The organism is Paenibacillus humicola (assembly GCF_028826105.1).
Classification (GTDB): Bacteria; Bacillota; Bacilli; order Paenibacillales; family Paenibacillaceae; genus Paenibacillus_Z; species Paenibacillus_Z humicola.
Genome location: NZ_JAQGPL010000001.1, coordinates 5,412,788 through 5,432,607 on the forward strand (window position 1 = coordinate 5,412,788; position 19,820 = coordinate 5,432,607).

Here is a 19,820-nt window from a genome sequence, read left to right on the forward strand (position 1 = left end):
TTTCTAATCCAGCATAAGGTCCATCGTAATGGCCGTGCCCCGCGGAATATCTTTTTTTACCGCACGGCCAAGCAGCCGATCCAAATATTTGGGGGGAAGTCCGTAACCGGGACGAATAATGCGCAAATTTTGTTCCGTGAACGATTCTCCCGCCTTTATATCCTTGACCGCATACAGGGAGCGGCGGAATACCTTCGATTTCTTCTCCGCTTCGGTCGCTCCGTACGAGACCGAGCCAAGCCCCTGCCATGCGCGTTCCGTTTCCTCCACCAGCAGCCGCATCTCTTCCGGCTCCAGCGAAAAAGCCGCATCGACCCCGCCGTCGGCCCGGCTGAGCGTAAAATGCTTTTCGATCACGGACGCGCCCAAAGCAACGCCGGCTACGGCGACTCCGATGCCGAGCGTATGGTCGGACAGTCCGACAAGGGTATGAAAAAGCTGCTGCAGGTGAGGGAGCGTGCGAATATTGGAGTTCATGGGCGAAGCGGGATACGAGCTTGTACACTTCAACAAAACCAAATCGCTGCAGCCCGCCGCACGAACCGTTCCGACCAGCTCGTCCAATTCGGCGATACTGGCCATCCCGGTCGATGCGATGATCGGCTTGCCCGTCGAAGCGACTTTTCGCAGCAAAGGAAGATGCGTATTCTCAAAGGAAGCGATCTTATAGCAGGGCACGTCCAGCGATTCGAGAAAATCGACGGCCGTCTCGTCAAAAGGGGTGCTGAACCCGATCATGCCCAGCTCGCGGCAGCGGTCGAAGATCGCCTGATGCCATTCCCACGGCGTATGGGCCTCCTGATAGAGGTCGTATAACGACCGTTCTTTCCATAAGCTTTCGGTGTCGCGGATAAAAAAATCGGACCGGTCGGATTCGATCGTCATCGTATCCGCGGTATAGGTTTGAATTTTCAAGGCATGCGCACCCGCTCTGGCGGCAGCCTCGACGATTTCGAGCGCCCGTTCGAGCGATTGATTATGGTTGCCCGACATTTCGGCGATAATGAACGGCGGGTGCTCCGGGCCGATCTTTCGGGTACCGATGATGATTTCGCTATTTTGATTCATGCTTCACCTCTGCGGCGTATGTCCGTCTTTAGGTCTTCATTAAAAATGAACCGTCAGCTTCTGCCGGACCTCCGGCCATTGGTCGGAGAAGAACGCGAATAAACAAACATCTTCATCGTGATCGTTTTTCCATACATGACGCCGTAAACGCCCTTCCTGCTCGAACCCCAGCCTCCGGTGAAAACGGAGACTGGCCTCGTTGAAAGCGAGTACTTCCGCGCACACTTTACGGATCTGCAACCGCTCGAACGCCGTCTCTAATCCGAGCAGCCCCAGCGCCGTCCCGCTTCCTCTCGGAACGTCCGTTTCACCGAGGTAAATTCCCCAGTCGCATGTCCGGTGCTTGTTATCGATACCCGTAAAATTGACGGTCCCGACCGGCCGGCCCTTCCATTCGACTATATAAAACCGGCGCGACGGATCGCCTTGCAGACGTTCAAACCAAGCGGCGTGATTTTCCCAAGTAATCCGCTCGTCCGAGTACATCGTTCTTCGGATCCGTTCCGAATTGCGCCAATTCAAAACAGTCGGCAAATCGGGTTCCAGGAGGGCTCGAATCGCGTAATCTTTTATCAGCTGCATGCCCTGTCCCTCAATCGTTAATAAGGTTGAAGTTTAAGCCCGTTCAAACAGAATGCCGGTAACGCCGTCCGCGCCGCTGACGCCTTGATCTCCCATTAGTTCCAGCCCCGCACGGCTCATGCTTGCCAGCGAGTCCGGGCTTTGCGGAAGCTGCTCAAGCGCGGAAACGATCATGGGCGAGGTTACCTCGTCCCAATGGCCCAAATGAAGAACGGCGCCTGCATTCGAAACGGCTTTGGCGATCTCCGTTTGATTATCGGCAGTTGTCACGGTTATCGCCGGCAGGCCGAGGAAACACCGCTCCCACGTTGACGAGCCGCCCGCTCCGATCGCCAGGTCCGCCTCCAGCATCAGCTCGGCCATGTGATCGATTTGACAATAATAGCGGACGTTCGGAATTGCCGAGCATAGCTCGGCAATCCGCTCCCTGTGAAGATTGGATTGACCTACGACGACATCGGCCGCAATATCGTGTCTTCCCCATGACTCGATGGCCCTGAGCGTTTTTTCCGTCTCGTTCGTCGGGTCACTTCCGCCGAAAAACACGAGCAGGCGCCAAACCGCTCCGTCCTTCACCTTAGCGCGCCGCCGTGCAGCTTGAAATTCTTCGCGCAGCAGGACATAACGGGGACCAAGCAATTGCCTGCAGGCGGCGGGAACAAGTTTATGGTACCGGATCGTCCTATTATCGTACAGATTTTGATCGAGCAGCAGATCGCAATCATGTGTGCGGTTGGCCAGATCATCGATGATCATGATGCGCCGCACCTGTGGACGAACCAGCCGCTCCCACCGGATATCAATGGCGTAATGGTCCGCAATGAGCCAGTCGACCGGCTCGCTTTGAGCTTGAATCCATGCTGCCGTTTGGGCGGCGTCTATTTCCTGTCTCTCGCCCAGCCATTGTTCGTAAAGCGTTTCGGCTTCTCCCGATTCCGCTTGATCGAAAGGGGACGGCAGCCGATGAACGGAAAATCCCCGGTCCCGGATCAGCCCGCAGAGATGTCCCGGGTGCTCCCTGCAGACGAATTGCACCGCCGCCCCTGCCTGCCTAAGCCGGCCGGCCAACGTTAAACATCGCATGACATGACCGGTTCCGATCCTTACGGACGCGTCGACCCGAAAAACCACTCGCATACACCAAGCCCTCCCGGGAAAGGAAAAAGCCCACGTACCCGGGGCTTTATATTTTTTTGTCTACAATAATACCCAGCGTTTCATAGAAGCCGGCCACCATATCCATAACCTTCTTGGACGGAATTTCTTTAATGACTTCATTGGTGCTGTCATCGACGACTTGGACATAATATTCATTCAGCTTGTCATGAAGGACGAAATGAAGATGGGAGTCCTTCGATTCGAGCATTTTGTTCAGATGGCCGATTTCTTTGGCGATATCCGCCTTCGAATAGGAATGCTGCTGTCTATCCTCGACCGGCTCTCGTTCCTGCTCCGCCCTTTTCCGTACGCCTGGCTGCTCAAAGGATAATGTCTTCTCGCTTGCGGGTTGGACCTCCATCTTCCTTCTTCCTCCGTTTCGCCTATTTCTTTTGATCGAGAAACGCGCCGTACGGCATCTGCCGCATGTAGGAGTTGTACTGATCGGAAGCGTTTCGGGCATGCTTCAGCTTATTGATTTTATTCGCCGTTTCCAGAAGCGACTGCCGAATTTGCCCGTTAAGCTCCGATTCGAAACGCTGCCAGGATTCGAATAAGTCCCGGTAAACCTCGATATTCGCACACCCGCGCAGCTGTTCGTTCAAATCCGCTAGCAGCCGTTCCCTTGCTTCGAATCTCCGGTCCGCTTCATTGAAATCGACAGGCGGCGACTGCCGGAACAAACGCAGCAGCTGTTCCGTCTGCTCGGCCAATTGTTGGAATTGGGCTTCGATCATTCATGCTTCTCCCTGTTGTTTGGAGCTGCGGGCAAGTAAGATCGCCTGCTTCCACGTCTCTCGAAACTCGGTGAAAAATCCTTCGACTTCCTCCAAAATCGCATCGCTCTTCGAAATATTCGCTTCGATCAGTCTTCTTTTCAAGTAATCGTACAGCGGGATCAGCTGACCGGCAATCGGATATTTCCGGTCCAGCGTAATAATCAGCTCATCGACGATATCCTGTACCCGCGTATTGTAATGGTGCGCCTGGTTAAAATCCTGTTTCAGGATCGCCTGTCTCGCACGTTTAATGAACGTAACGGCGCCGTTATACAGCATAAGCGTCAGCTCCTCCGGCGGAGCCGTATCCACTTGATTCTGTTTGTAGCTTTGAATGGATGGCTGGATCATAACGTCCCTCCAGACGCGGATTTACTTTTGAAATAAGCTGGCGATGTAGGTGCTCTGCGAGTTCAAATTATCCAGCGCGGTTTGCAGACTGGCGTACTGGCTGTATAATTGCTGCTCATAATCGGATAAGCCCGACTGCGCTTCCGTGATTTGGGTGGCATAATCGTCGATCTGAATATTGAGAAAGCTTTTTGACGGCACGATCTGCGTTTTTTGGGTAAGTCCGCTCACAATCGACTTGTTCAGGGTTTCGTAAAGACGCGTCCCGACTCCGGCGTCGCTCCAGACCGTCAAATTGCCGTTCGCATCGCGTGCGCCGTTCTGGGTAAAAAGCGCAGCCACCTGATCCGGATTATTCGTCAGCGCGGTCCTCAATTTATCTTCATCAATATAAATTTTTCCATTTTCCGTATACGCCTGCGAATTCCCCGGCGGAGCCGTCGTAATGCCGATGTCCGCGAGCGACTGATAAAGGCCGGCGGGAAGACCCGAAACCGGATCGGAAATATTGTTCCGCATCTTCGTCAGCCCGGCGCCCAGGATGCTGTCGTTACTGAGCAAGCCCGACTGCGCCTTTTGGTTCCAGAGCGTAATATCCGAGTCCTTCATGTCCTGCTTCTGGGTATCCGTAAGCGGAAGGTAATCGCGATATTTGGGTTCATTCAACTTCGTGTTCACTTCGTCGATTAACGCGTTGTATTTGTCAAACACGCCTTTAATGGTAGAGACGACGGAATCCACGTCGATATTATTGGACGCGCTGATCGTATACGGGGTGCCCGAAGGGTCCTCCAGCAGCGTGAAATTGATGTCATTCATTTTGAAGGAGTTGGAGCTTACCGTGACATCGCCCGTACCGTTGAAGTTGACAATCGCATCCTGTCCCTGGATAACGCCCGTGTCCGTCGGCGTCCCGGCCGGTGCGACGTTCAGCTTATTATTGAGGAGTCCGGTCGGAACGGCGGTCGTTTCTTGAATTCGGATGGAAGCCGCCGAGCCCGTCGCGCTGCTGACAAAAGACAATTTATCCGACACCTGGTCGTAAACCGCTTTAACGCCTGTAGAAGCGGACTGGGCGTTAATTTTCGATACGATTTGAACGACGCTGTCCCCGCTGGAAACCGACACGCTGGTGGTCCCGGTCGCTCCGGTAATTTGCAGAGTTGCGTCTGCCGCCGCCAGTGCCTGGCCCGGATTCGAGGACACGCCGAGCGGAGCGCTGCTGGTCAGCTGCGCCGACTTCGCAAGCTGAGTCACCTTGAGCGTAAAGTTTCCGGTAAAGGAGCTGGCCGTAGGCGAGACAAGCACTTTGTCGTCATCGGTTTCCGACATGCTCGCTTCCTTCGTTTGGAAGGTGCTCTGCAAAGTCAGTTTCAGCGCTTCGTTCATAAAGCTTGAAACATCGGTGTTCATACTGCGGTAAGCGTCGCGCTGCCATTCCAAATACGTCTTTTTCTGAATCATTTGATCGATGGGAACCTGCTTCGCCTGCATCATCTGGCTGACAAGCGAATCGATGTCCAGCCCGGAGGTGCCTAATCCGCTAACTCTGATCGTCATGAGAATGCCGCCTTTCACACCGTCGTAATGTACTACCTATATCGACAACATTTGCCGTATAGTTTATGTTTTTTGCCTAATGTGAGCGTTAATCGCGTGAAACTCGGGGTTCGCGTTCATCCATGCCGCCGCCTGGTGCCAAGAAAAACGCTGTCCGGGCACGTAGAGCGCATCATATAAACGGCGAATCAGTTCCCAATCCTCGGGCGTATCGAGCGTCCAGCGGTAATCGGGCACGGGAATCCCGCTCGTAACCGATTTGCATACGAACCGTTCCGGATGCCGATAGATAAAAGGCGTGACGTGCTCCCGGTCATAGGCTTCCCGCGTCTCCGCGAATGCGGCTTCCAGTGATTCGAACGAAAAAATTTCCGTATCCAGTCCGCGCGGGTAAGTACGAACCAGCGTATTGCTCGCGTAATCGCACATCGGAGCCTCCATATACGACCGAATGACAAGCGACGAAACCTCCGGATCGAGCAGAGGACAATCGGATGTAATCCGTACAACCGCATCGGCTTGCACTTGCTTGGCGGCTTCGTAATAGCGCGACAAGACGTCCTCCTCGCTTCCGCGGAAGCACGCGGCTCCGATACGCCGCGCCTCTTCCGCGACGGGCTCGTCCCGGCTGCCAGCCGTCGTCGCGACGATCACTTCATCCACCTGCGGTACCGCTCTCAGCCGATCGACCACATGCGCAAGCACGGTTTTGTCGCCCAGCATTCGAAGCACTTTGCCCAGAAGCCGGGTGGACCCCATGCGGGCCTGAATAATGGCGGCAATTTTCATTTCCGTTATACCAGCCTTTCCTCTAGCAGCCACTGTCTGAGCGTATCGCGGCCAATCGGCGTTTCTTGGCTGGAGCATACCGTCTTCGACTGCATTTTTCTCGCTTCCGGATAAGGAAATTCCGGCAGATGCTCCTTGAAGGGCGAGGGCAAAATGTACATGTCCGGCGTTTCCCAGGCGTTTCCGATTTCATCCTCGGTCATCAGCTCTTCGTACCGCTTTTCTCCCGCCCGCAGCCCGATTTCCTTGCGCGCAATATCATCCCAAATGCTGTGCTTCTTGCACACCTCGTCGATAAGCACGTCCACCAGGTCCTCGAGAACAATCGTCGGCATTTTCAGAACGAACACTTCCCCGCCCAACGAGATGTCGTTCGCTTTTAACATTAAGCTGATCGCCTGTGTGGTCGTCATCATGTAGCGGGTCATCTGTAAATCCGTTACCGTCAGCATCCGGTCGTTCAGGATTTGCTTGTAAAACAGCGGAATAACGGAGCCTCTCGATCCCATTACGTTGCCAAAGCGCACGGCGGCAAATTTCGTCTGTTTGGGTCCCTTCTGATATTCCGCCGCCGCAATCAGCCGCTCCGCCATCAATTTGGAGGCCCCGTATGTATTGGTCGGCGAGATCGCCTTGTCCGTAGAGGTAAAAAGCACCTTTTCAACGCCGTTGTGAATGGCTGCCTGAATCATATTTTGCGTGCCGAGAATGTTCGTTTGCACGGCTTCGAACGGATTGTATTCACAGAACGGGACGTGCTTCATCGCCGCTAGATGGAAGACATAGTCCACATCCTCCATGGCCCGGTTCAACCGCTGGATATCCCGGATATCGCCGATTAAAAAACGCAATTTCGACTGGTGTTCGGCGAATTCCCGCTGCATTTCAAATTGCTTATATTCATCGCGGCTTAAAATCCGGATGACCTTCGGATTGTGCCGCAGCAGGCGGCGGGTTAACGGTTGTCCGAGCGATCCCGTGCCGCCTATGATCAAAATTCGTTTTCCTTCATAATTCATTCCGCTCACTCCAAGTCCATTCCGGATGCCGTTCGTACCGCCCGCTGAAACTGTGTCCGCGCTGCCGCCGCATCATGCCCGCTCACCTTCGCCAAAAAACGCGCAAGCGTAAGATGTTCGAAGCCCTCGATGTCGGCCCCGCTCCCGGTCGCGTTATAGCAGGTTTCGGGGACGTCTCTCACCTGCGCTTCGAACCACTTTTTATAGAGAAGAAAATTGCGCGAGGTTGCGACCGTTCCGCTGCCGTCGACCGACCGTACGCGTTCTCCCGCTGCAGCGTGCCCCCACTCCCGGTAGAGGTGCGCCCCCTCCGCATGGGTGCGGTTATCGGTATAAGCCAAATCCTGCCCCACCAAGCAGATCGGACCGAGGCCGAGCAGACGCGCGAGCGAAAACATCGTGGTGGACACCGAGCCGCCGGTAGGGACAAGCGGTTCCTCCCTGAGGGCGGCCGCTTGTTCGGAGCCGTCAAAATCCTCCTGGAACAGAATAAAGGACGGGCCCGGGTACCTCTCGACCACTCCCGCGAACAGCGTACTCAGGAAAAATAAAGGGATGTTCTTCGTGTCCCAGCCTTCCAGCTGCTCCAGCATCTTTGGCTGCGGATCGGTCATGACCACAAAATCAGGCTGAATGCCGCAGCGGCGGAGCACGGGAGCGGCCGTCCCTACCGAACCCAATAAACAATGTTTGGCTGCGTCGGCCAGGCCGGGAAGGGAATGGGTGAGCGAGGGACCTGCACTGATCAGAATAACCGGTGCGGAAGGCAGTCCTCGAAAGGCGGATAACGAAGGCCGTTTCTGCCGCATATTCCGGTTAAAGTTCTCCCGCAGCAGCTGAAGATGGAGAAGCGCGCTGTTTTGTTTCATTTGATACTCCTGCAAGAGCTGCTTTAAAGCGCGCAGGCCTTCAGGTACCGCCTTCAGGGACGGCTCATGTACGATCAGGTGCAGACGGCTTCCCTCCCTTTCCTTCAGGCGGGCGGAAAAGAGATTCATATCGTCGGAAACGATACATCGAAACCGCTGGTCATCCATCAAATCGTTCAATACTCCTTGCTCGTCCATCCGGTAAAAGGCGGCGACGTTCGTCTCCCAAACTTCGACGTCCGCCCTGCCGGCCGCCGTCTGCTTTAAAACCGCTCTGATGTGATGCCCGCACCCGAGACCGTATATAAGGAACCATTCCGGCTCGTCCCCGCCGATGTTCCGCAGCTGCGCGGCAGCAAATCGTTCCGCCTCCGCCTCCGGGTCATACCGGCTGTGAAGGTAAACCGGCCGGCCTTCGCCTGCGGAAATCGACGCCGTCCACGTCCCGTTGGCGGCCCGGTCGAGGTCCACAGCCGGTCCCGGCCATCGAATCTCGCTTTTCGGCTGTATGAAGCGGAGCTTCCTCATTAATGAACCATTTCCTTCAGTTCCACCTCGTAGGTGTGCAGCAGCGGGCTCATTTCGTACTGCAGGAGATCGCAAATCGATACGAAATCCTGCTGCTCCAGCGCCATTCTCAATTGATCGATCAGCAGTCGCAACGAATCGATTTTAAAAGGAGACAATATTTCGCCGTCCAGCCGCTGAATGCCGTCGAAAGCCGAGGTTAACCAGTCGATTCCGTCCAAATATGCCAGTAAATAATCCGGCCAGCCCCCTTCGTGCGACTGAATGTCGTTGGCCAGCTTCTCCGAAGCCGCAACGAGCTTCGGCACATAATCCTTCATACTCTCAAGCGTTTCAACAATGATTTCCTGCTGCATCGTCAAGCTCCTCCCCTATGTCCAGATCCGGCAATGCCCATGTATCCTGAATGTCCAGCTCAAATTGTTGGCAGTCGAGGCCGAGGTCGCGTATCGCTTCCCGTGTCCCCTCCGTATAAACATCGGCAACCTGCCTGGTTCCTTCCACAATTCGCCGCAGCAGATAGGATTGATGCGTCAAAATCGCTTGCAGCCGATCGATCGACGAGACCCGCGATATCGGATTCATTTTGACGTGATAGTTGGAAATAAGTGGCCGGAAAAAGAAGATCAGAAACGGTTGTTTCAGCACATCCTTAAGCAGCAGCTCGACATTGCGCAGTACGCGCCCCGCTTTGATAGCGAGAAAATCAATCCCGCCGTCCGGATGCTCCGCCAGCTCATCCTGCAGCTGACGTATCGCGCCAAGCACTTCTTCGGCATGTTCGCTTACCCGGGACATATCCCCCAGCTGGCGGCCAAAAAAGTCAAGCATACTCCGGACATGCGATTCGGTCTCCGCTGCGGAATCGATCGGCGGGAGTCCGGCAAACAGCTCCGGAATCGAGGTGGTCTTGTCCTTGCAATACCGTTCCACCACTTCTTGAAACGGCATTTTGATCGTTCCCCGGATATCTGCGCCGCCTTCGGTCGCGTTGATGACAAGCGGAGCCGGAAGATAGTGAATGAGATGCTCCATCCAATATAAAAACTGCCTCCACAGCTCTCTCGATTTGACTTTCCCGCCGTAATATCCGTCCAGGTACACGGTTTTATTGAAGAAAGCCGTATCTTCCTTCAGGCTGTTGTGAATCTGCTTGCGCTGCTCCTCGCTAATATCCATATCGGAATCGTCCGCATAAAAGCTGTGCTTGCTGTGCGTTTCGCCGTCGTCCGAGTAGGCCAAATCCTGGCCGATAAACACAATGGGGCATCCGCCCAAATATTGCGCCAGCGAATAGTTCAAATGGGCGACCGAAATGCCGTTGTACAGCGTTCCCCTATCTCCGAGCGAATGGTTCATCAGACGGCTGTGCACGATATTTTCCTTGAAAACGGGAATGACGTACGGATTCCAGCCGCGCGGAATTCGGGGATCCATGAGCGTCAGCCCCATCAAAGCGGTATCCGCCGGAATGTCCGCGCCTTTGATGCTTAGCTCGTACGAATTTTCGCCGCGTTCCAAGATACAGACAATATCCGGCGAAATCCCGTTTTTCAGCAGTACGCGAAACGCCGACTCCGCGCATATAATCAAAGCTTTGCCCTTTGCCCTTTTCAGCAGGGGCAGCTGTTTATCCAGCGAAGGTCCCGAAGCGACGCAAATAATCGGCTTTCCTTTATACGCATTCCGTAAATCGCTTAATTTATGAGAGTTCAACGCAACGGGCAAATTTCTCAGCTCATTGGTCATGCCTTTCAAGGTGTCATCCAGGGAATTGCCCATTGCGGTCATATGCGTGCGCAAATGATTGATAATCGTATCGGTCATAAGGTCGTAAAATGCGGCATCGCGGCGATAGCTTGCGAAAGTGCGCAGGATATCCGTCCGCAAGAAGTAATACCCGATCATCGAGGTTATATAGGTATTCAGAACTTCAGACAGCTCCCCGACAAAATCGGTTAAAATGATGATCCGCTGCAATTTCCCTTCCAAATACGGCGATAAGTCGACCTCTTCCAAAAACTTTTTCACAAGTGCCGTATCTTTCTCTATGATTAAAACCCATGCCGTCTCGGTTTTATGTTCAAGAATCGATTTGACGATTGCGGATGAGCCCATGCCGATGAGAATAAACCCGGTGTTGTCAAAATTGACGCCGTCCAGGAATTGCTCGGCTTCATACTTCGGGTCATACACGCTTGCGGTATAAAATTCATTTCCTTCTTCATCGGCCAGCTTGAATAATACGTCACCGCCGGCGCGCACGGCTTCGACCGAACTGCTGTCGATCGTCTTGAGCCGCTCCATCAGCCATTCGTTATATTCCGACAAATACGGTGCATTCGTATGCAAGTAGGTCATATCGTTTCTCCAATGCCGGCCGGTCCGAACGTGCTTTTCAATCTTTTCAGCAGCTCGTACTTCAACAGGTCGGCGGCGATTAAATAATCCTTTTTCTCCACGGCGGTCGCCAGCATTTCCAGCAATGGATTGTATTCCAGGCGCCGGCTTCCGCTCATCGGTTCCTTTGTCATCAGCCCGGACATTTCCGGAATGAGCAGATCAAGCTTGTTCATGCCGCTCTTGATTTCGTAACGGTAAAATGCATAAACGATCTGATCGACGATCCGTTCTATTTCTTCAAGTTTTTTCATGACCATGCTGCCGCCCCCTCGATGCACCATCACAGACCTGCATGTTCAAGAAAAAGCCAACCCGTACAAAAAGGTTGACTTTTTCTCGAATCGAATCTTTACGTTGAAGCCATTATTAACGAAGGAGCTGCAGAACGCCTTGCGGCAGCTGGTTCGCTTGCGCAAGCATCGCTTGTGCCGCTTGGTTCAGAATGTTGCTCTTCGTGAAATTCATCATTTCTTTTGCCATGTCGACGTCGCGGATGCGGGACTCGGCAGCCGTCAGGTTTTCCGAAGAGGTGTTCAGGTTGTTGATCGTGTGCTCCAGGCGGTTTTGGTATGCGCCCAGGTTTGCACGCTCTTTGGAAACCGAGTTGATGCCGCTGTTAATATTCGCGATGATGGAAGAGAAGTTCGTTGCCGTGCTGAAGGTGGATCCAACGGCTGCGGCACCGTACAAGGAAGAAAAGTCCATGACGTTGATCGACATGCCGATCGTTTGACCGGAGTTTGCGCCTACCTGGAACGTGACGGAGACTCCGCTGTTCAGCAGCTTCTTCGTGTTGAATTCCGTCTGCGAAGCAATCCGGTTAATTTCCTTTTCCAGCTGCGTTACTTCTGCGCCAAGCTTTGCACGGTCGGTCGTGGTGTACGTGTCGTTGTTGGCTTGTACGGCCAGCTCGCGCATACGCTGCAGGATGGATTGGGTTTCGTTGAGCGCGCCTTCAGCGGTTTGAATCAGGGAGATGCCGTCCTGCGCGTTCCGGGACGCTTGGTCGAGACCGCGGATTTGAGCGCGCATTTTCTCGGAGATTGCCAGTCCTGCGGCATCGTCGCCGGCGCGGTTGATGCGGAGACCGGACGAGAGCTTCTCCATCGCCTTGGACGTCGCGTTGGTGTTCATCCCCATGTTTCGGTACGTGTTCAGCGCCGGAAGGTTGTGGTTAATAATCATTGCTTGTTTCCTCCTTGAATGTTAAATATCCACTTCCTTGTGGAGCAGGCTTTTCGCCTTACACACCTTATATCGGTCGCGAACACGATTCAGTTTATAGCTTTTTCAAACGGCTTAAGGCGATTTTTTAGGGCTCGGCAAGTTTTTGATCGCCTGAGGATCGAATTTGGGGTGAATGGCTTCTTTGTTGCTCTGCTGCACGGCATCGAAAACTTCTTTGCGCAAAATATTGACTTCTTCCGGCGCATTAATGCCGATTTTCACCTGATCGCCGTCAATGGCGGAAATGACGATCTCGATATTATTGTTGATAATGATGGACTGGCCTTTCTTTCTGGTCAGGATCAGCATCTTTATTCACCGCTTTCTTCAGCCGCGTCTCGAAAAAGGGGCTCTGTAGTCCCGTATTGGGTCTTGGGAGGCAGCACGATTTGCCTGGCTTGTCCGTTCCTGAGGTTGACCACAATCGGCGCCAGTAAATTGACGGTCGATTGGGTGAACGGTTCCCTGATCGTTACCGTGTTTAATACGAGCACTTCTTCTTTCGATTTCAAGTCGAGCAGCAGCTTATTTTTCTCGTCGAGTTCAAACGTATACTCCGAATAAAATAAAAACGGCGTCACCACCAAAAATCCGATCTTCTCCTCCTGCAGGCTTTGCAAATACGCGTAAGGACCTTCGGGATCGACGACCGAAACCAGAAATGCATCATAAGCTTCCAACCCCAGCAGGCTTCCGTTCAATTGTATCACTTTCCCATGCAGCTGCAGCATGAACAATCCTCTCCTAAACACATAATGCTATAGCCTTCGCTATAGCATCTGTCGTTATTATTGATAAAGGTTATAGCGGCTGACCTGAATATCGATCGAATTCCGCTGCTTCAAATAGATGTCGACCGCCCCCGGATTGGTTTGGATTTCGGGTTTTCGGGGGATGTAGCGGATACGGGGATATTGCGGAACAGCCTCGATTTCAGGCTCGCGCGGCTGATAATCGATTTTGACATTCAAGCTTGACGCCTCCCCGACATATTGGATAGGCGAAGGCTCCAACGGTAAAACATTGCCGGCAATATCCGCAAACGCATCCTGCGGATTGGTGATTTGCGCCATTCGGTTGCCGTCCTCCACCGTTTTCGCAATGACCTGCAAAATAATCGTTTTCTCCTGACTATAAATCGAGTTCAGCCATTCGAGATGTGGACCTTGACCTAAACCTGTCCATGCCGCGGAGGAATCGATGGTCAACACCCCTGTCGGCTGACGAATCTCCAGCTTTGCCTGCGGCTGCTCGATCGATTGATCGCCGAGCGGAGCGTGCATATCCTGGCTTGCCTGATGAGTCTCGATCCCGATTTGCGCATACGTCTGCCGGATGGATAACCTGAAATCGTTCATACCCGGTTCTCTCCGGAAATCAATGCAAATAATCGATCAAGCTGGGTTGAATGATTTTGGCTCCGGCCGATAATGAAGCTTGATAAACGTTTTGGTCGCTTTTTAGTTTAATAATTACGGAGCCGATGTCGGCGTCCTCCACGCTGGAATCCATCGCCGTCAGGTTCTGATTCAGCGCCTGGAGGCGGCTGTCGATCAAATCGATGCGGTTGGATCTGGCGCCCACTTCCGACCGGACATCCTGAAATTTATTAAACCGGCTCTGCAGGCTTCCGAGCAGGGTGCCGGCCGAAGCCTGATCGCCGTTCGCGAATGCGGTCTGCAAGCCCTTCAGCACGGTGAACAAGTTGTCCGTATCGCTTCCGCCTCCGAAAACGTCCTGACCCGTAACGTTAACCGGCAGCGTCACACCGTCCGACAACTGGTAGAGTACCGATTGATCGTCCGAGCTCTCGCCTGGCGTTGCCACACTCCCGCTGCCATTCAGGGCAATCTGTCCGTTCGGGTTCAAAGCCGCAGCGGCCCCGGACGAAGAATAGGGCTTCTGGTCGGTCTTTTGCCCGTTAAAAATATATTTGCCGTTAAGCTGGTCATTTCCCAAGGTTACCGCCTGCTCGTAAAGCTGGCCCATCTCCTGGGCGATCGCGTCAAGCGACGTTTGGGTATTCGTTCCGTTCGTCCCCTGGACCGTTAGCTCGTTGGCGCGTTGAATGAGCGAGTTAATCTGCTCCATGACGGAATCGGTGTGATCGAGCATCGATTTGGCCATGTCTACATTTTTCTTATATTGGTCGTTAAGCGCCAGCTCGCTGCGATACCGTAGAGCATAGGTAATGCCTACCGGGTCGTCCGAAGGCTTTAATATTTTCGAATTGGATGAAAGGACGTCCTGATTGTATGCCATTCGCTTCATATTGCTGCTAATATTTCGAAGCAGCTGGGACTGTACCATGCTTTGCGTTACACGTAAGGACATAAACCTTTAACCTCCCTAATTGGCTTTAACGCCCGACTTGGCCGGTTCCGTTAATGAGTTTATCGAGAACCTGATCGAAGGTGGTCATAAATCGTGCCGCCGCGCTGTAGGCGTGCTGGAATTTAATCAAATTCGACATCTCTTCGTCGAGCGATACGCCGCTTACGGAGGCCCTTCTCGAATCCGCCTGATCGACCAAATCCTGCGCGTTATCCGTTTGACGGCTGGCTTCGCCGGACTGTACGCCGAGCGCGCCGACGATCGATTGGTAAAAGTCGCCGAGCGTCGCATTCGCAATCCCTTTTCCGCTTGCCGTCTGGTCGATGGTCATCACGGCGTTGCCGGCATCGGCCATAAGGAGCGCGAGCGTATTGTTGCCTTTGATCACCGTCGTCCCGCCTGACGTCGTCTCCGTGCGCATGGAAGCCGCGATCAGCGAATCGTCGGCGGCAATGGCCGCATTAAGCTGAATATTGCCCGCCGTAATAACGCCTCCTGGCGAACCGGCCGTAAAAAAATCCAGCCCCGCCGTCGCCGGATCCTTCAGCGTATAACCAAGCTTGTGCAGGCCGTTAATCCCGTTAACCGTCATGACGGTATCCGCCGCCAGCGGTACCGTCTGGCCGGGCAGTACCGAACCGGCCGGTATCGTCACCTGGAACGGCCCGTTGGCAAGCGTGTTGGCGAGTGTGTCCAGCTGCCGGCTGTAATCGGCTACATACTGATCTCTTGAGACGAACAGGCCGTGAATTTCCCCGGCGTTCAAATCGCCCGAGTTCATTGCGTTTGCGGCAGCCGCGGCGGTAAGCGGAACGACGGCCGTCCCTTGAAGCAGGCTCGCATTGCCCATCGAAATATTGTAGCCTTGAGGCGTATCGGTTACGGTTATATTAATGGCTTTTGAAATTTGATCCGTCAGCAGATCGCGCTGATCCCGCAAATCGTTGGCGTCGTCGCCGAGGCTTTCTACCCGCTGAATTGCTTGGTTTAACGACGAAATCATACTGAGCTTGGAGTTTACATCGCTTAATTTGACGTCGATATCCTGCGTGAGACTGCCGCTCAAATCCGACAATTGTTTGCTTGTATGATTCAGCGCGTCCGTAAGCGCGCTTGCGGTTTCGCGCACGATTTTACGGGCGGATTCGTTTTCCGGATCTTTACTGAGATCGGACCAGGAGGACCAGAATTTCTCCAGAACGGTCCGGAAGCCGGAGTCGGAGGGCTCGTTTACGATCCCTTCCAGCTTGGATAGCGTATCCGCACGAACGGACCAGTCGCCGAGATTTTTGTTTTCGCCGCGAAACTGGTCGTCGAGGAACTGCTCCCTGATTCTTGTAATAGAATCAAACTCGACGCCCATCCCGATTTGACCGGGTGTATTCGACCGCGACATGCCGAAAGCTTCGAGCGATCGGGCCGCCGTCATGTTCACGGTCTGCCTGGAATATCCTTCGGTGTTCGCATTGGCAATGTTGTGGCCTGTCGTGTTCAAAGCTGCTTGCTGCGTCAACAGGCTGCTTTTGGCTACCTCTAAGCCGTGAAAGGTTGACCTCATAAATGACCTCTTTCCCCAGGCTAACGCGAAATGGTGACTGAACGGGCGCATCGCCTGCGCAGGTTGCTTGATTGGATAATTCCATTGTTGCCGACGTTGAAAATCATTCTGTAATCTGTTATCGGATTCCATTTTGCGAATTGTTATAGCAAGGCGTTAGTGACTTTTATGGAGCTGCTTATTTAAAAACGCCAAAAGGGCGGCGCTTCCGAAGAAGCCCGCCCTGCCGTTTGCTCGTTTATGGATTAACCGTGCTCGATAAGTCCGTATTTGCCGTCGTTTCGTTTATAAACGACATTAACCTCCTTGGTGGCGGAATTGGCGAAGACAAAAAACGAATGTCCGACCATATTCATCTGGAGAATCGCCTCTTCCACATCCATCGGCTTCAGCTTAAATCTTTTCGTCCGCACGAGTTCCAATTCGTCCTCTTCTTCCAGAGTGCGCACGGCCGTCCCTTCGTCCTTAAACAGTGTACGTATTCCGCTTTCCATCCGAACCTTCCGGTTCAGCTTCGTCTTGTGCTTGCGGATTTGCCGTTCCAGTTTGTCGACAATCAGGTCGATCGAAGCGTACATATCATCCTTTTTCTCTTCAGCGCGCAGCAGGGCGCCGCCCGGCAGCGGAATCGTAACCTCCACCGCATGCTTGCCCTTCGTTACCGACATCGTTACATTTGTTTCGGAAGGAATTGGTGCTTCAAAATACTTGTCCAGGCGGTTCAGTTTTTTCTCGACATAATCGCGCATTGCGTCAGTCACCTGAATGTGTGAGCCTCGAATATTGTATTTCATGAGCATTCCTCCTTTACATGGCCTTATTATACCATACTCAGAGAGGCTCGCCCAAATTATTTTCTGTTTCTTTTGAATTTTTAGACAATTAATGTTTCACGTCGTTTATCGTTTATAAACACACAAAAAGCCCCGAATAACCGGGGCTTGAAACATGCATTGTTGGTCAATTGTGAACCATCTATCGTGTGGCTGAGCCAGCCGATGATTACAGTTTGACTACGTTTGCAGCTTGTGGACCGCGTGCGCCTTCCACGATGTCGAACTCGACCGATTGGCCTTCTTCGAGCGTCTTGAAACCTTCGGATTGGATTGCGGAGAAGTGAACAAATACGTCGCCGCCTTGCTCCGTCTCGATGAATCCATAACCTTTCTCAGCGTTAAACCATTTTACTTTACCTTGCATTCAGAACATTCCCTTCATCTTCAAATAGCTGCGAGTTCACAATAGCGTGGCCCACAAATCGACTATACCATCGGCGTCACACAATTGTCAACTTTTTTATGTAAGCGAATTCATACCCTGCGGACCGCCTGATCCGGGCACGATGCTGATCTTCAGGATGAGGCGCGGCCGGTCACGCTTTTTTGTCAAACCAACCCGTCGGGCGGTTCCCGCCGCTGTGCTGCATCGGATGCCGGTACACGATATCCTCAAGCGGTTTTTCAACCAGAAGATCGATCGAATAATCAATAAAACGAAGCGATTGCGAAATGAGCTGCTGGTTCAGCTCGTTCACGCTTTTCAGCTTCGCGAGCTTATCGGCCAGCCCGCGCTGCAGCTCCAGCAGCACGGTCTTCTCCTGCGGATTCGAGACGGTCCGGATCATGTCGCTTAGTTTGGCGTTGCGCGTCCGGAAACCCATTTTCGAAAAATACAGGTTCGCCAGCGTCATCCGCTTGCGCTCCAGCTCTTCCGCCTGCTGCACCAGCTTGCGTTCTTTGAGCGTAATGGCGCTAAGCCGCTCGATATCGTTATGGACGAGAACGGGCGTTTTCTGGTTGGCCGTCTCCAGCAAACGTTCAACCAGCTCCTGCTGCTCCCGCAGCGTATCCGCGATGGTTCGGCTGTCCATTAACGCTCACCCTTGTCCCGTTATTTAATGAAAGGCCAAACCTTCTCGGCGATTTTGCCGGCGTCGACGTAGTAGGTGCCCGATGCGACTTCCTTCTTCAGCTCGTTGATTCTGCTGATCCGCTCGTCTTTGCCGGCCTGGCTGGTCGAAAGCATTTCCTGCGCCTCCGCCGATATATGCACCTGATCCGTTTGCCGTTTGCGGCTCGTGCCGGGCGAGCGGCTTTCGGTCTGCTTCTGGTACGAATTGACGGCGCTCACGCGGGACGGTTCATTTATTTTCATTTGGCTTCACCTCTTTATTTGACCCGAAAAGTCAAACCGCTTTATCCGATGCTCCAACTTGGTTTCCCTAGAAATCAAAAAACCGACCCTTTACAAGTATTATCGGCCTTTTCGCTATAAATGTTATAGACCTCCCGGCCCGAATGAAAAGGACTTCCTCCTCATTTATCCCACAGCCGGTCTTTGATCTGATAGGACCCTTGACCCTGTTCCCTTGATTTCTCCGCCTCGGATACCATGTTCTTCCGGAGCCGGTCCGTGTCCTTGGCAAGCTTATTGCGGCAATCTGCGCAAATATGGCTTTCCCGAATGAGCGTACCGCAAAGCTCGCAAGGATACCCGAGATTGGGCGCGCCGACCAGCGATATTCGCCCCTCGCGGATAAACCGTGTTATCTGCTTCGCCGAAACACCCGTTGCCTCGGACAGCTCCTGCGTCGTGGCGCCTCTGTTCCTGCGCAAATAGTCGGCGCACAGCGCATACTCGCGGTCGATTTCTTTGATGCAAGCCGGACAGACGTCCCGAAAATTTTTGGTAAACAGCTTTCCGCAACGAGGACAGTTATCGACATTCATGCCTGGCCCCCCCTCTCTCTCCCATTCGCTTATCAGTAGCTTTATTGTACTGGATTGTCCGACAATTTTCATCATTTTTTCCAATCCGGGAAGCTGCGCTTCGCCCCGGCATCGGAAGCGGTCTAGACGTGTCGTGGAGAGGCGGCAAGGAGGCGCGGCTGAAAAGCGATGCCTCCTTCTCGGGAAAGCTTAGGAACGCGCGAGAGTGAGGACGTATATTTCCGGGCGGAAGCGGCGAAGACCGGGGGTGCCGGCGAGCGCCGCGGCACAGGCGTTGACCGTGCCGCCGGTCGTATAGATGTCGTCAACCAGCAGGATCCTCATCCGGCCGGTACCGCGGAAATCGGCGGTTACTCCCGCCCCGTTTCGGATTTCGCGGACGTTGGGCTGATCGTAAGCAGCGAGATCCGCCTCGAATAAATCTCTGGTATCGCGCAGCCGGTCTCCTCTCGTTTTGAAGCTTTGCTTGGCGCTATGCCTCGTGCGGCGAAGCGCTTCTACGACCGGGATCCCGGAAAGTCCGGCAATATGAACAGCAAACCTTTCCGCCTGATTGAAGCCCCGTTCGGCCAGCCGCTCGGCGCTGAGCGGCACGGGAACGACGGCGTCGAAGCCGAACGAAGCATCGCGGCCGCCGAGCTCGGCAAGCATCAGGATATAAGCGACCTGCATCATGCCGCCTAGCAGCGGGGCGAGCGCTTCGTGCCCGCGGTATTTGTACAGCGCCAGCAGCCCGCGAATGAACGCATTGTAGCGCACTGCGCTGCGGCTCAGCACGAAAGCGGCGTCGCTGCGCCGCCGGCAGTCTCCGCACGCTTCGGGCCGCCCGCAAACGGGACACTCGATCCGCGTAATCCATGGCACCT

Annotated in this window: 25 protein-coding genes; all 25 read right to left on the bottom strand. The window is 53.7% G+C overall.

Going from position 1 to position 19,820, the window contains the following annotated elements; all coding sequences use genetic code 11:
* Window positions 1–3: 3 nt before the first annotated feature.
* The 25 genes from pseI to PD282_RS24930 all read right to left on the bottom strand — a co-directional run bounded on the left by pseI (window position 4) and on the right by PD282_RS24930 (window position 19,818).
* Window positions 4–1,068, bottom strand: coding sequence for a pseudaminic acid synthase (pseI, locus tag PD282_RS24810; protein ID WP_274654169.1), 1,065 nt, complete (start codon window positions 1,066–1,068; stop codon window positions 4–6).
* Window positions 1,069–1,107: 39 nt separating this feature from the next.
* A complete protein-coding gene (pseH, locus tag PD282_RS24815; RefSeq protein WP_274654171.1) occupies window positions 1,108–1,650 on the bottom strand; it encodes a UDP-4-amino-4,6-dideoxy-N-acetyl-beta-L-altrosamine N-acetyltransferase in 543 nt (180 codons plus the stop codon).
* Window positions 1,651–1,683: 33 nt separating this feature from the next.
* Window positions 1,684–2,787 carry a UDP-2,4-diacetamido-2,4,6-trideoxy-beta-L-altropyranose hydrolase gene (pseG, locus tag PD282_RS24820; RefSeq protein WP_274654173.1) on the bottom strand — a complete coding sequence of 368 codons (1,104 nt, stop codon included), beginning with the start codon at window positions 2,785–2,787 and terminating at the stop codon, window positions 1,684–1,686.
* 46 nt (window positions 2,788–2,833) lie between these two features.
* On the bottom strand, window positions 2,834–3,169 hold the full coding sequence (flaG, locus tag PD282_RS24825; protein ID WP_274654175.1) for a flagellar protein FlaG: 336 nt from the start codon (window positions 3,167–3,169) through the stop codon (window positions 2,834–2,836).
* Between the two features lie 22 nt (window positions 3,170–3,191).
* Window positions 3,192–3,545, bottom strand: a complete 354-nt coding sequence (locus PD282_RS24830; RefSeq protein WP_274654177.1) for a hypothetical protein — start codon at window positions 3,543–3,545, stop codon at window positions 3,192–3,194.
* A complete protein-coding gene (gene fliS / locus PD282_RS24835) occupies window positions 3,546–3,938 on the bottom strand; it encodes a flagellar export chaperone FliS (RefSeq protein WP_274654178.1) in 393 nt (130 codons plus the stop codon).
* Window positions 3,939–3,959: 21 nt separating this feature from the next.
* The gene (fliD, locus tag PD282_RS24840) at window positions 3,960–5,498 is read right to left on the bottom strand and encodes a flagellar filament capping protein FliD (RefSeq protein WP_274654180.1); all 1,539 of its coding nucleotides are present in this window, start codon (window positions 5,496–5,498) and stop codon (window positions 3,960–3,962) included.
* A 63-nt stretch (window positions 5,499–5,561) separates the two neighbouring features.
* A complete protein-coding gene (locus PD282_RS24845) occupies window positions 5,562–6,287 on the bottom strand; it encodes a glycosyltransferase family protein (RefSeq protein WP_274654182.1) in 726 nt (241 codons plus the stop codon).
* A 5-nt stretch (window positions 6,288–6,292) separates the two neighbouring features.
* Window positions 6,293–7,306, bottom strand: a complete 1,014-nt coding sequence (locus tag PD282_RS24850) for an SDR family NAD(P)-dependent oxidoreductase (RefSeq protein WP_274654183.1) — start codon at window positions 7,304–7,306, stop codon at window positions 6,293–6,295.
* Window positions 7,307–7,311: 5 nt separating this feature from the next.
* Window positions 7,312–8,703 carry a motility associated factor glycosyltransferase family protein gene (locus PD282_RS24855; RefSeq protein ID WP_274654185.1) on the bottom strand — a complete coding sequence of 464 codons (1,392 nt, stop codon included), beginning with the start codon at window positions 8,701–8,703 and terminating at the stop codon, window positions 7,312–7,314.
* Window positions 8,703–9,059, bottom strand: a complete 357-nt coding sequence (locus PD282_RS24860; protein ID WP_274654186.1) for a hypothetical protein — start codon at window positions 9,057–9,059, stop codon at window positions 8,703–8,705. The genes PD282_RS24855 and PD282_RS24860 overlap by 1 nt, the downstream gene beginning before the upstream one ends.
* Entirely contained in the window at window positions 9,037–11,064 is a 2,028-nt protein-coding gene (locus PD282_RS24865; protein ID WP_274654188.1) for a motility associated factor glycosyltransferase family protein, read from the bottom strand. Before PD282_RS24865 ends, PD282_RS24860 begins: the two co-directional genes overlap by 23 nt.
* Window positions 11,061–11,363, bottom strand: a complete 303-nt coding sequence (locus PD282_RS24870) for a hypothetical protein (RefSeq protein WP_274654189.1) — start codon at window positions 11,361–11,363, stop codon at window positions 11,061–11,063. Before PD282_RS24870 ends, PD282_RS24865 begins: the two co-directional genes overlap by 4 nt.
* A gap of 109 nt (window positions 11,364–11,472) precedes the next feature.
* Window positions 11,473–12,291, bottom strand: coding sequence for a flagellin N-terminal helical domain-containing protein (locus PD282_RS24875; RefSeq protein ID WP_274654191.1), 819 nt, complete (start codon window positions 12,289–12,291; stop codon window positions 11,473–11,475).
* Between the two features lie 114 nt (window positions 12,292–12,405).
* Entirely contained in the window at window positions 12,406–12,642 is a 237-nt protein-coding gene (gene csrA, locus PD282_RS24880) for a carbon storage regulator CsrA (RefSeq protein WP_274654193.1), read from the bottom strand.
* Between the two features lie 2 nt (window positions 12,643–12,644).
* Window positions 12,645–13,064 carry a flagellar assembly protein FliW gene (fliW, locus tag PD282_RS24885; protein ID WP_274654195.1) on the bottom strand — a complete coding sequence of 140 codons (420 nt, stop codon included), beginning with the start codon at window positions 13,062–13,064 and terminating at the stop codon, window positions 12,645–12,647.
* 57 nt (window positions 13,065–13,121) lie between these two features.
* Entirely contained in the window at window positions 13,122–13,691 is a 570-nt protein-coding gene (locus PD282_RS24890; RefSeq protein ID WP_274654197.1) for a DUF6470 family protein, read from the bottom strand.
* Window positions 13,692–13,710: 19 nt separating this feature from the next.
* Window positions 13,711–14,667, bottom strand: a complete 957-nt coding sequence (gene flgL, locus PD282_RS24895) for a flagellar hook-associated protein FlgL (protein WP_274654199.1) — start codon at window positions 14,665–14,667, stop codon at window positions 13,711–13,713.
* 25 nt (window positions 14,668–14,692) lie between these two features.
* On the bottom strand, window positions 14,693–16,225 hold the full coding sequence (flgK, locus tag PD282_RS24900; RefSeq protein ID WP_274654201.1) for a flagellar hook-associated protein FlgK: 1,533 nt from the start codon (window positions 16,223–16,225) through the stop codon (window positions 14,693–14,695).
* A 245-nt stretch (window positions 16,226–16,470) separates the two neighbouring features.
* Window positions 16,471–17,019: a ribosome hibernation-promoting factor, HPF/YfiA family gene (gene hpf / locus PD282_RS24905; protein WP_274654202.1), complete on the bottom strand. Its 549-nt coding sequence runs from the start codon at window positions 17,017–17,019 to the stop codon at window positions 16,471–16,473.
* 208 nt (window positions 17,020–17,227) lie between these two features.
* The gene (locus PD282_RS24910) at window positions 17,228–17,425 is read right to left on the bottom strand and encodes a cold-shock protein (RefSeq protein ID WP_028599014.1); all 198 of its coding nucleotides are present in this window, start codon (window positions 17,423–17,425) and stop codon (window positions 17,228–17,230) included.
* A 172-nt stretch (window positions 17,426–17,597) separates the two neighbouring features.
* Window positions 17,598–18,095, bottom strand: coding sequence for a flagellar protein FlgN (locus tag PD282_RS24915; RefSeq protein WP_274654205.1), 498 nt, complete (start codon window positions 18,093–18,095; stop codon window positions 17,598–17,600).
* A 20-nt stretch (window positions 18,096–18,115) separates the two neighbouring features.
* Window positions 18,116–18,379, bottom strand: coding sequence for a flagellar biosynthesis anti-sigma factor FlgM (flgM, locus tag PD282_RS24920; protein ID WP_274654207.1), 264 nt, complete (start codon window positions 18,377–18,379; stop codon window positions 18,116–18,118).
* 161 nt (window positions 18,380–18,540) lie between these two features.
* The gene (locus PD282_RS24925) at window positions 18,541–18,954 is read right to left on the bottom strand and encodes a TIGR03826 family flagellar region protein (protein WP_274654209.1); all 414 of its coding nucleotides are present in this window, start codon (window positions 18,952–18,954) and stop codon (window positions 18,541–18,543) included.
* Between the two features lie 189 nt (window positions 18,955–19,143).
* On the bottom strand, window positions 19,144–19,818 hold the full coding sequence (locus PD282_RS24930; protein WP_274654211.1) for a ComF family protein: 675 nt from the start codon (window positions 19,816–19,818) through the stop codon (window positions 19,144–19,146).
* Window positions 19,819–19,820: the final 2 nt, after the last annotated feature.

Excerpts from the sequence above, each read along its gene's own strand:
- PD282_RS24875 (WP_274654191.1), bottom strand. The coding sequence starts at position 12,291 with ATGATTATTAACCACAACCTTCCGGCGCTGAACACGTACCGAAACATG.
- PD282_RS24910 (WP_028599014.1), bottom strand. The coding sequence starts at position 17,425 with ATGCAAGGTAAAGTAAAATGGTTTAACGCTGAGAAAGGTTATGGATTC.
- pseH (WP_274654171.1), bottom strand. The coding sequence starts at position 1,650 with ATGCAGCTGATAAAAGATTACGCGATTCGAGCCCTCCTGGAACCCGAT.
- flgK (WP_274654201.1), bottom strand. The coding sequence starts at position 16,225 with ATGAGGTCAACCTTTCACGGCTTAGAGGTAGCCAAAAGCAGCCTGTTG.
- pseG (WP_274654173.1), bottom strand. The coding sequence starts at position 2,787 with ATGCGAGTGGTTTTTCGGGTCGACGCGTCCGTAAGGATCGGAACCGGT.
- csrA (WP_274654193.1), bottom strand. The coding sequence starts at position 12,642 with ATGCTGATCCTGACCAGAAAGAAAGGCCAGTCCATCATTATCAACAAT.
- PD282_RS24865 (WP_274654188.1), bottom strand. The coding sequence starts at position 11,064 with ATGACCTACTTGCATACGAATGCACCGTATTTGTCGGAATATAACGAA.
- fliD (WP_274654180.1), bottom strand. The coding sequence starts at position 5,498 with ATGACGATCAGAGTTAGCGGATTAGGCACCTCCGGGCTGGACATCGAT.
- pseI (WP_274654169.1), bottom strand. The coding sequence starts at position 1,068 with ATGAATCAAAATAGCGAAATCATCATCGGTACCCGAAAGATCGGCCCG.
- PD282_RS24890 (WP_274654197.1), bottom strand. The coding sequence starts at position 13,691 with ATGAACGATTTCAGGTTATCCATCCGGCAGACGTATGCGCAAATCGGG.
- PD282_RS24855 (WP_274654185.1), bottom strand. The coding sequence starts at position 8,703 with ATGAGGAAGCTCCGCTTCATACAGCCGAAAAGCGAGATTCGATGGCCG.
- PD282_RS24860 (WP_274654186.1), bottom strand. The coding sequence starts at position 9,059 with ATGCAGCAGGAAATCATTGTTGAAACGCTTGAGAGTATGAAGGATTAT.
- PD282_RS24830 (WP_274654177.1), bottom strand. The coding sequence starts at position 3,545 with ATGATCGAAGCCCAATTCCAACAATTGGCCGAGCAGACGGAACAGCTG.
- PD282_RS24850 (WP_274654183.1), bottom strand. The coding sequence starts at position 7,306 with ATGAATTATGAAGGAAAACGAATTTTGATCATAGGCGGCACGGGATCG.
- hpf (WP_274654202.1), bottom strand. The coding sequence starts at position 17,019 with ATGAAATACAATATTCGAGGCTCACACATTCAGGTGACTGACGCAATG.
- flaG (WP_274654175.1), bottom strand. The coding sequence starts at position 3,169 with ATGGAGGTCCAACCCGCAAGCGAGAAGACATTATCCTTTGAGCAGCCA.
- fliW (WP_274654195.1), bottom strand. The coding sequence starts at position 13,064 with ATGCTGCAGCTGCATGGGAAAGTGATACAATTGAACGGAAGCCTGCTG.
- PD282_RS24870 (WP_274654189.1), bottom strand. The coding sequence starts at position 11,363 with ATGGTCATGAAAAAACTTGAAGAAATAGAACGGATCGTCGATCAGATC.
- PD282_RS24925 (WP_274654209.1), bottom strand. The coding sequence starts at position 18,954 with ATGAATGTCGATAACTGTCCTCGTTGCGGAAAGCTGTTTACCAAAAAT.
- flgM (WP_274654207.1), bottom strand. The coding sequence starts at position 18,379 with ATGAAAATAAATGAACCGTCCCGCGTGAGCGCCGTCAATTCGTACCAG.
- PD282_RS24845 (WP_274654182.1), bottom strand. The coding sequence starts at position 6,287 with ATGAAAATTGCCGCCATTATTCAGGCCCGCATGGGGTCCACCCGGCTT.
- PD282_RS24915 (WP_274654205.1), bottom strand. The coding sequence starts at position 18,095 with ATGGACAGCCGAACCATCGCGGATACGCTGCGGGAGCAGCAGGAGCTG.
- flgL (WP_274654199.1), bottom strand. The coding sequence starts at position 14,667 with ATGTCCTTACGTGTAACGCAAAGCATGGTACAGTCCCAGCTGCTTCGA.
- fliS (WP_274654178.1), bottom strand. The coding sequence starts at position 3,938 with ATGATCCAGCCATCCATTCAAAGCTACAAACAGAATCAAGTGGATACG.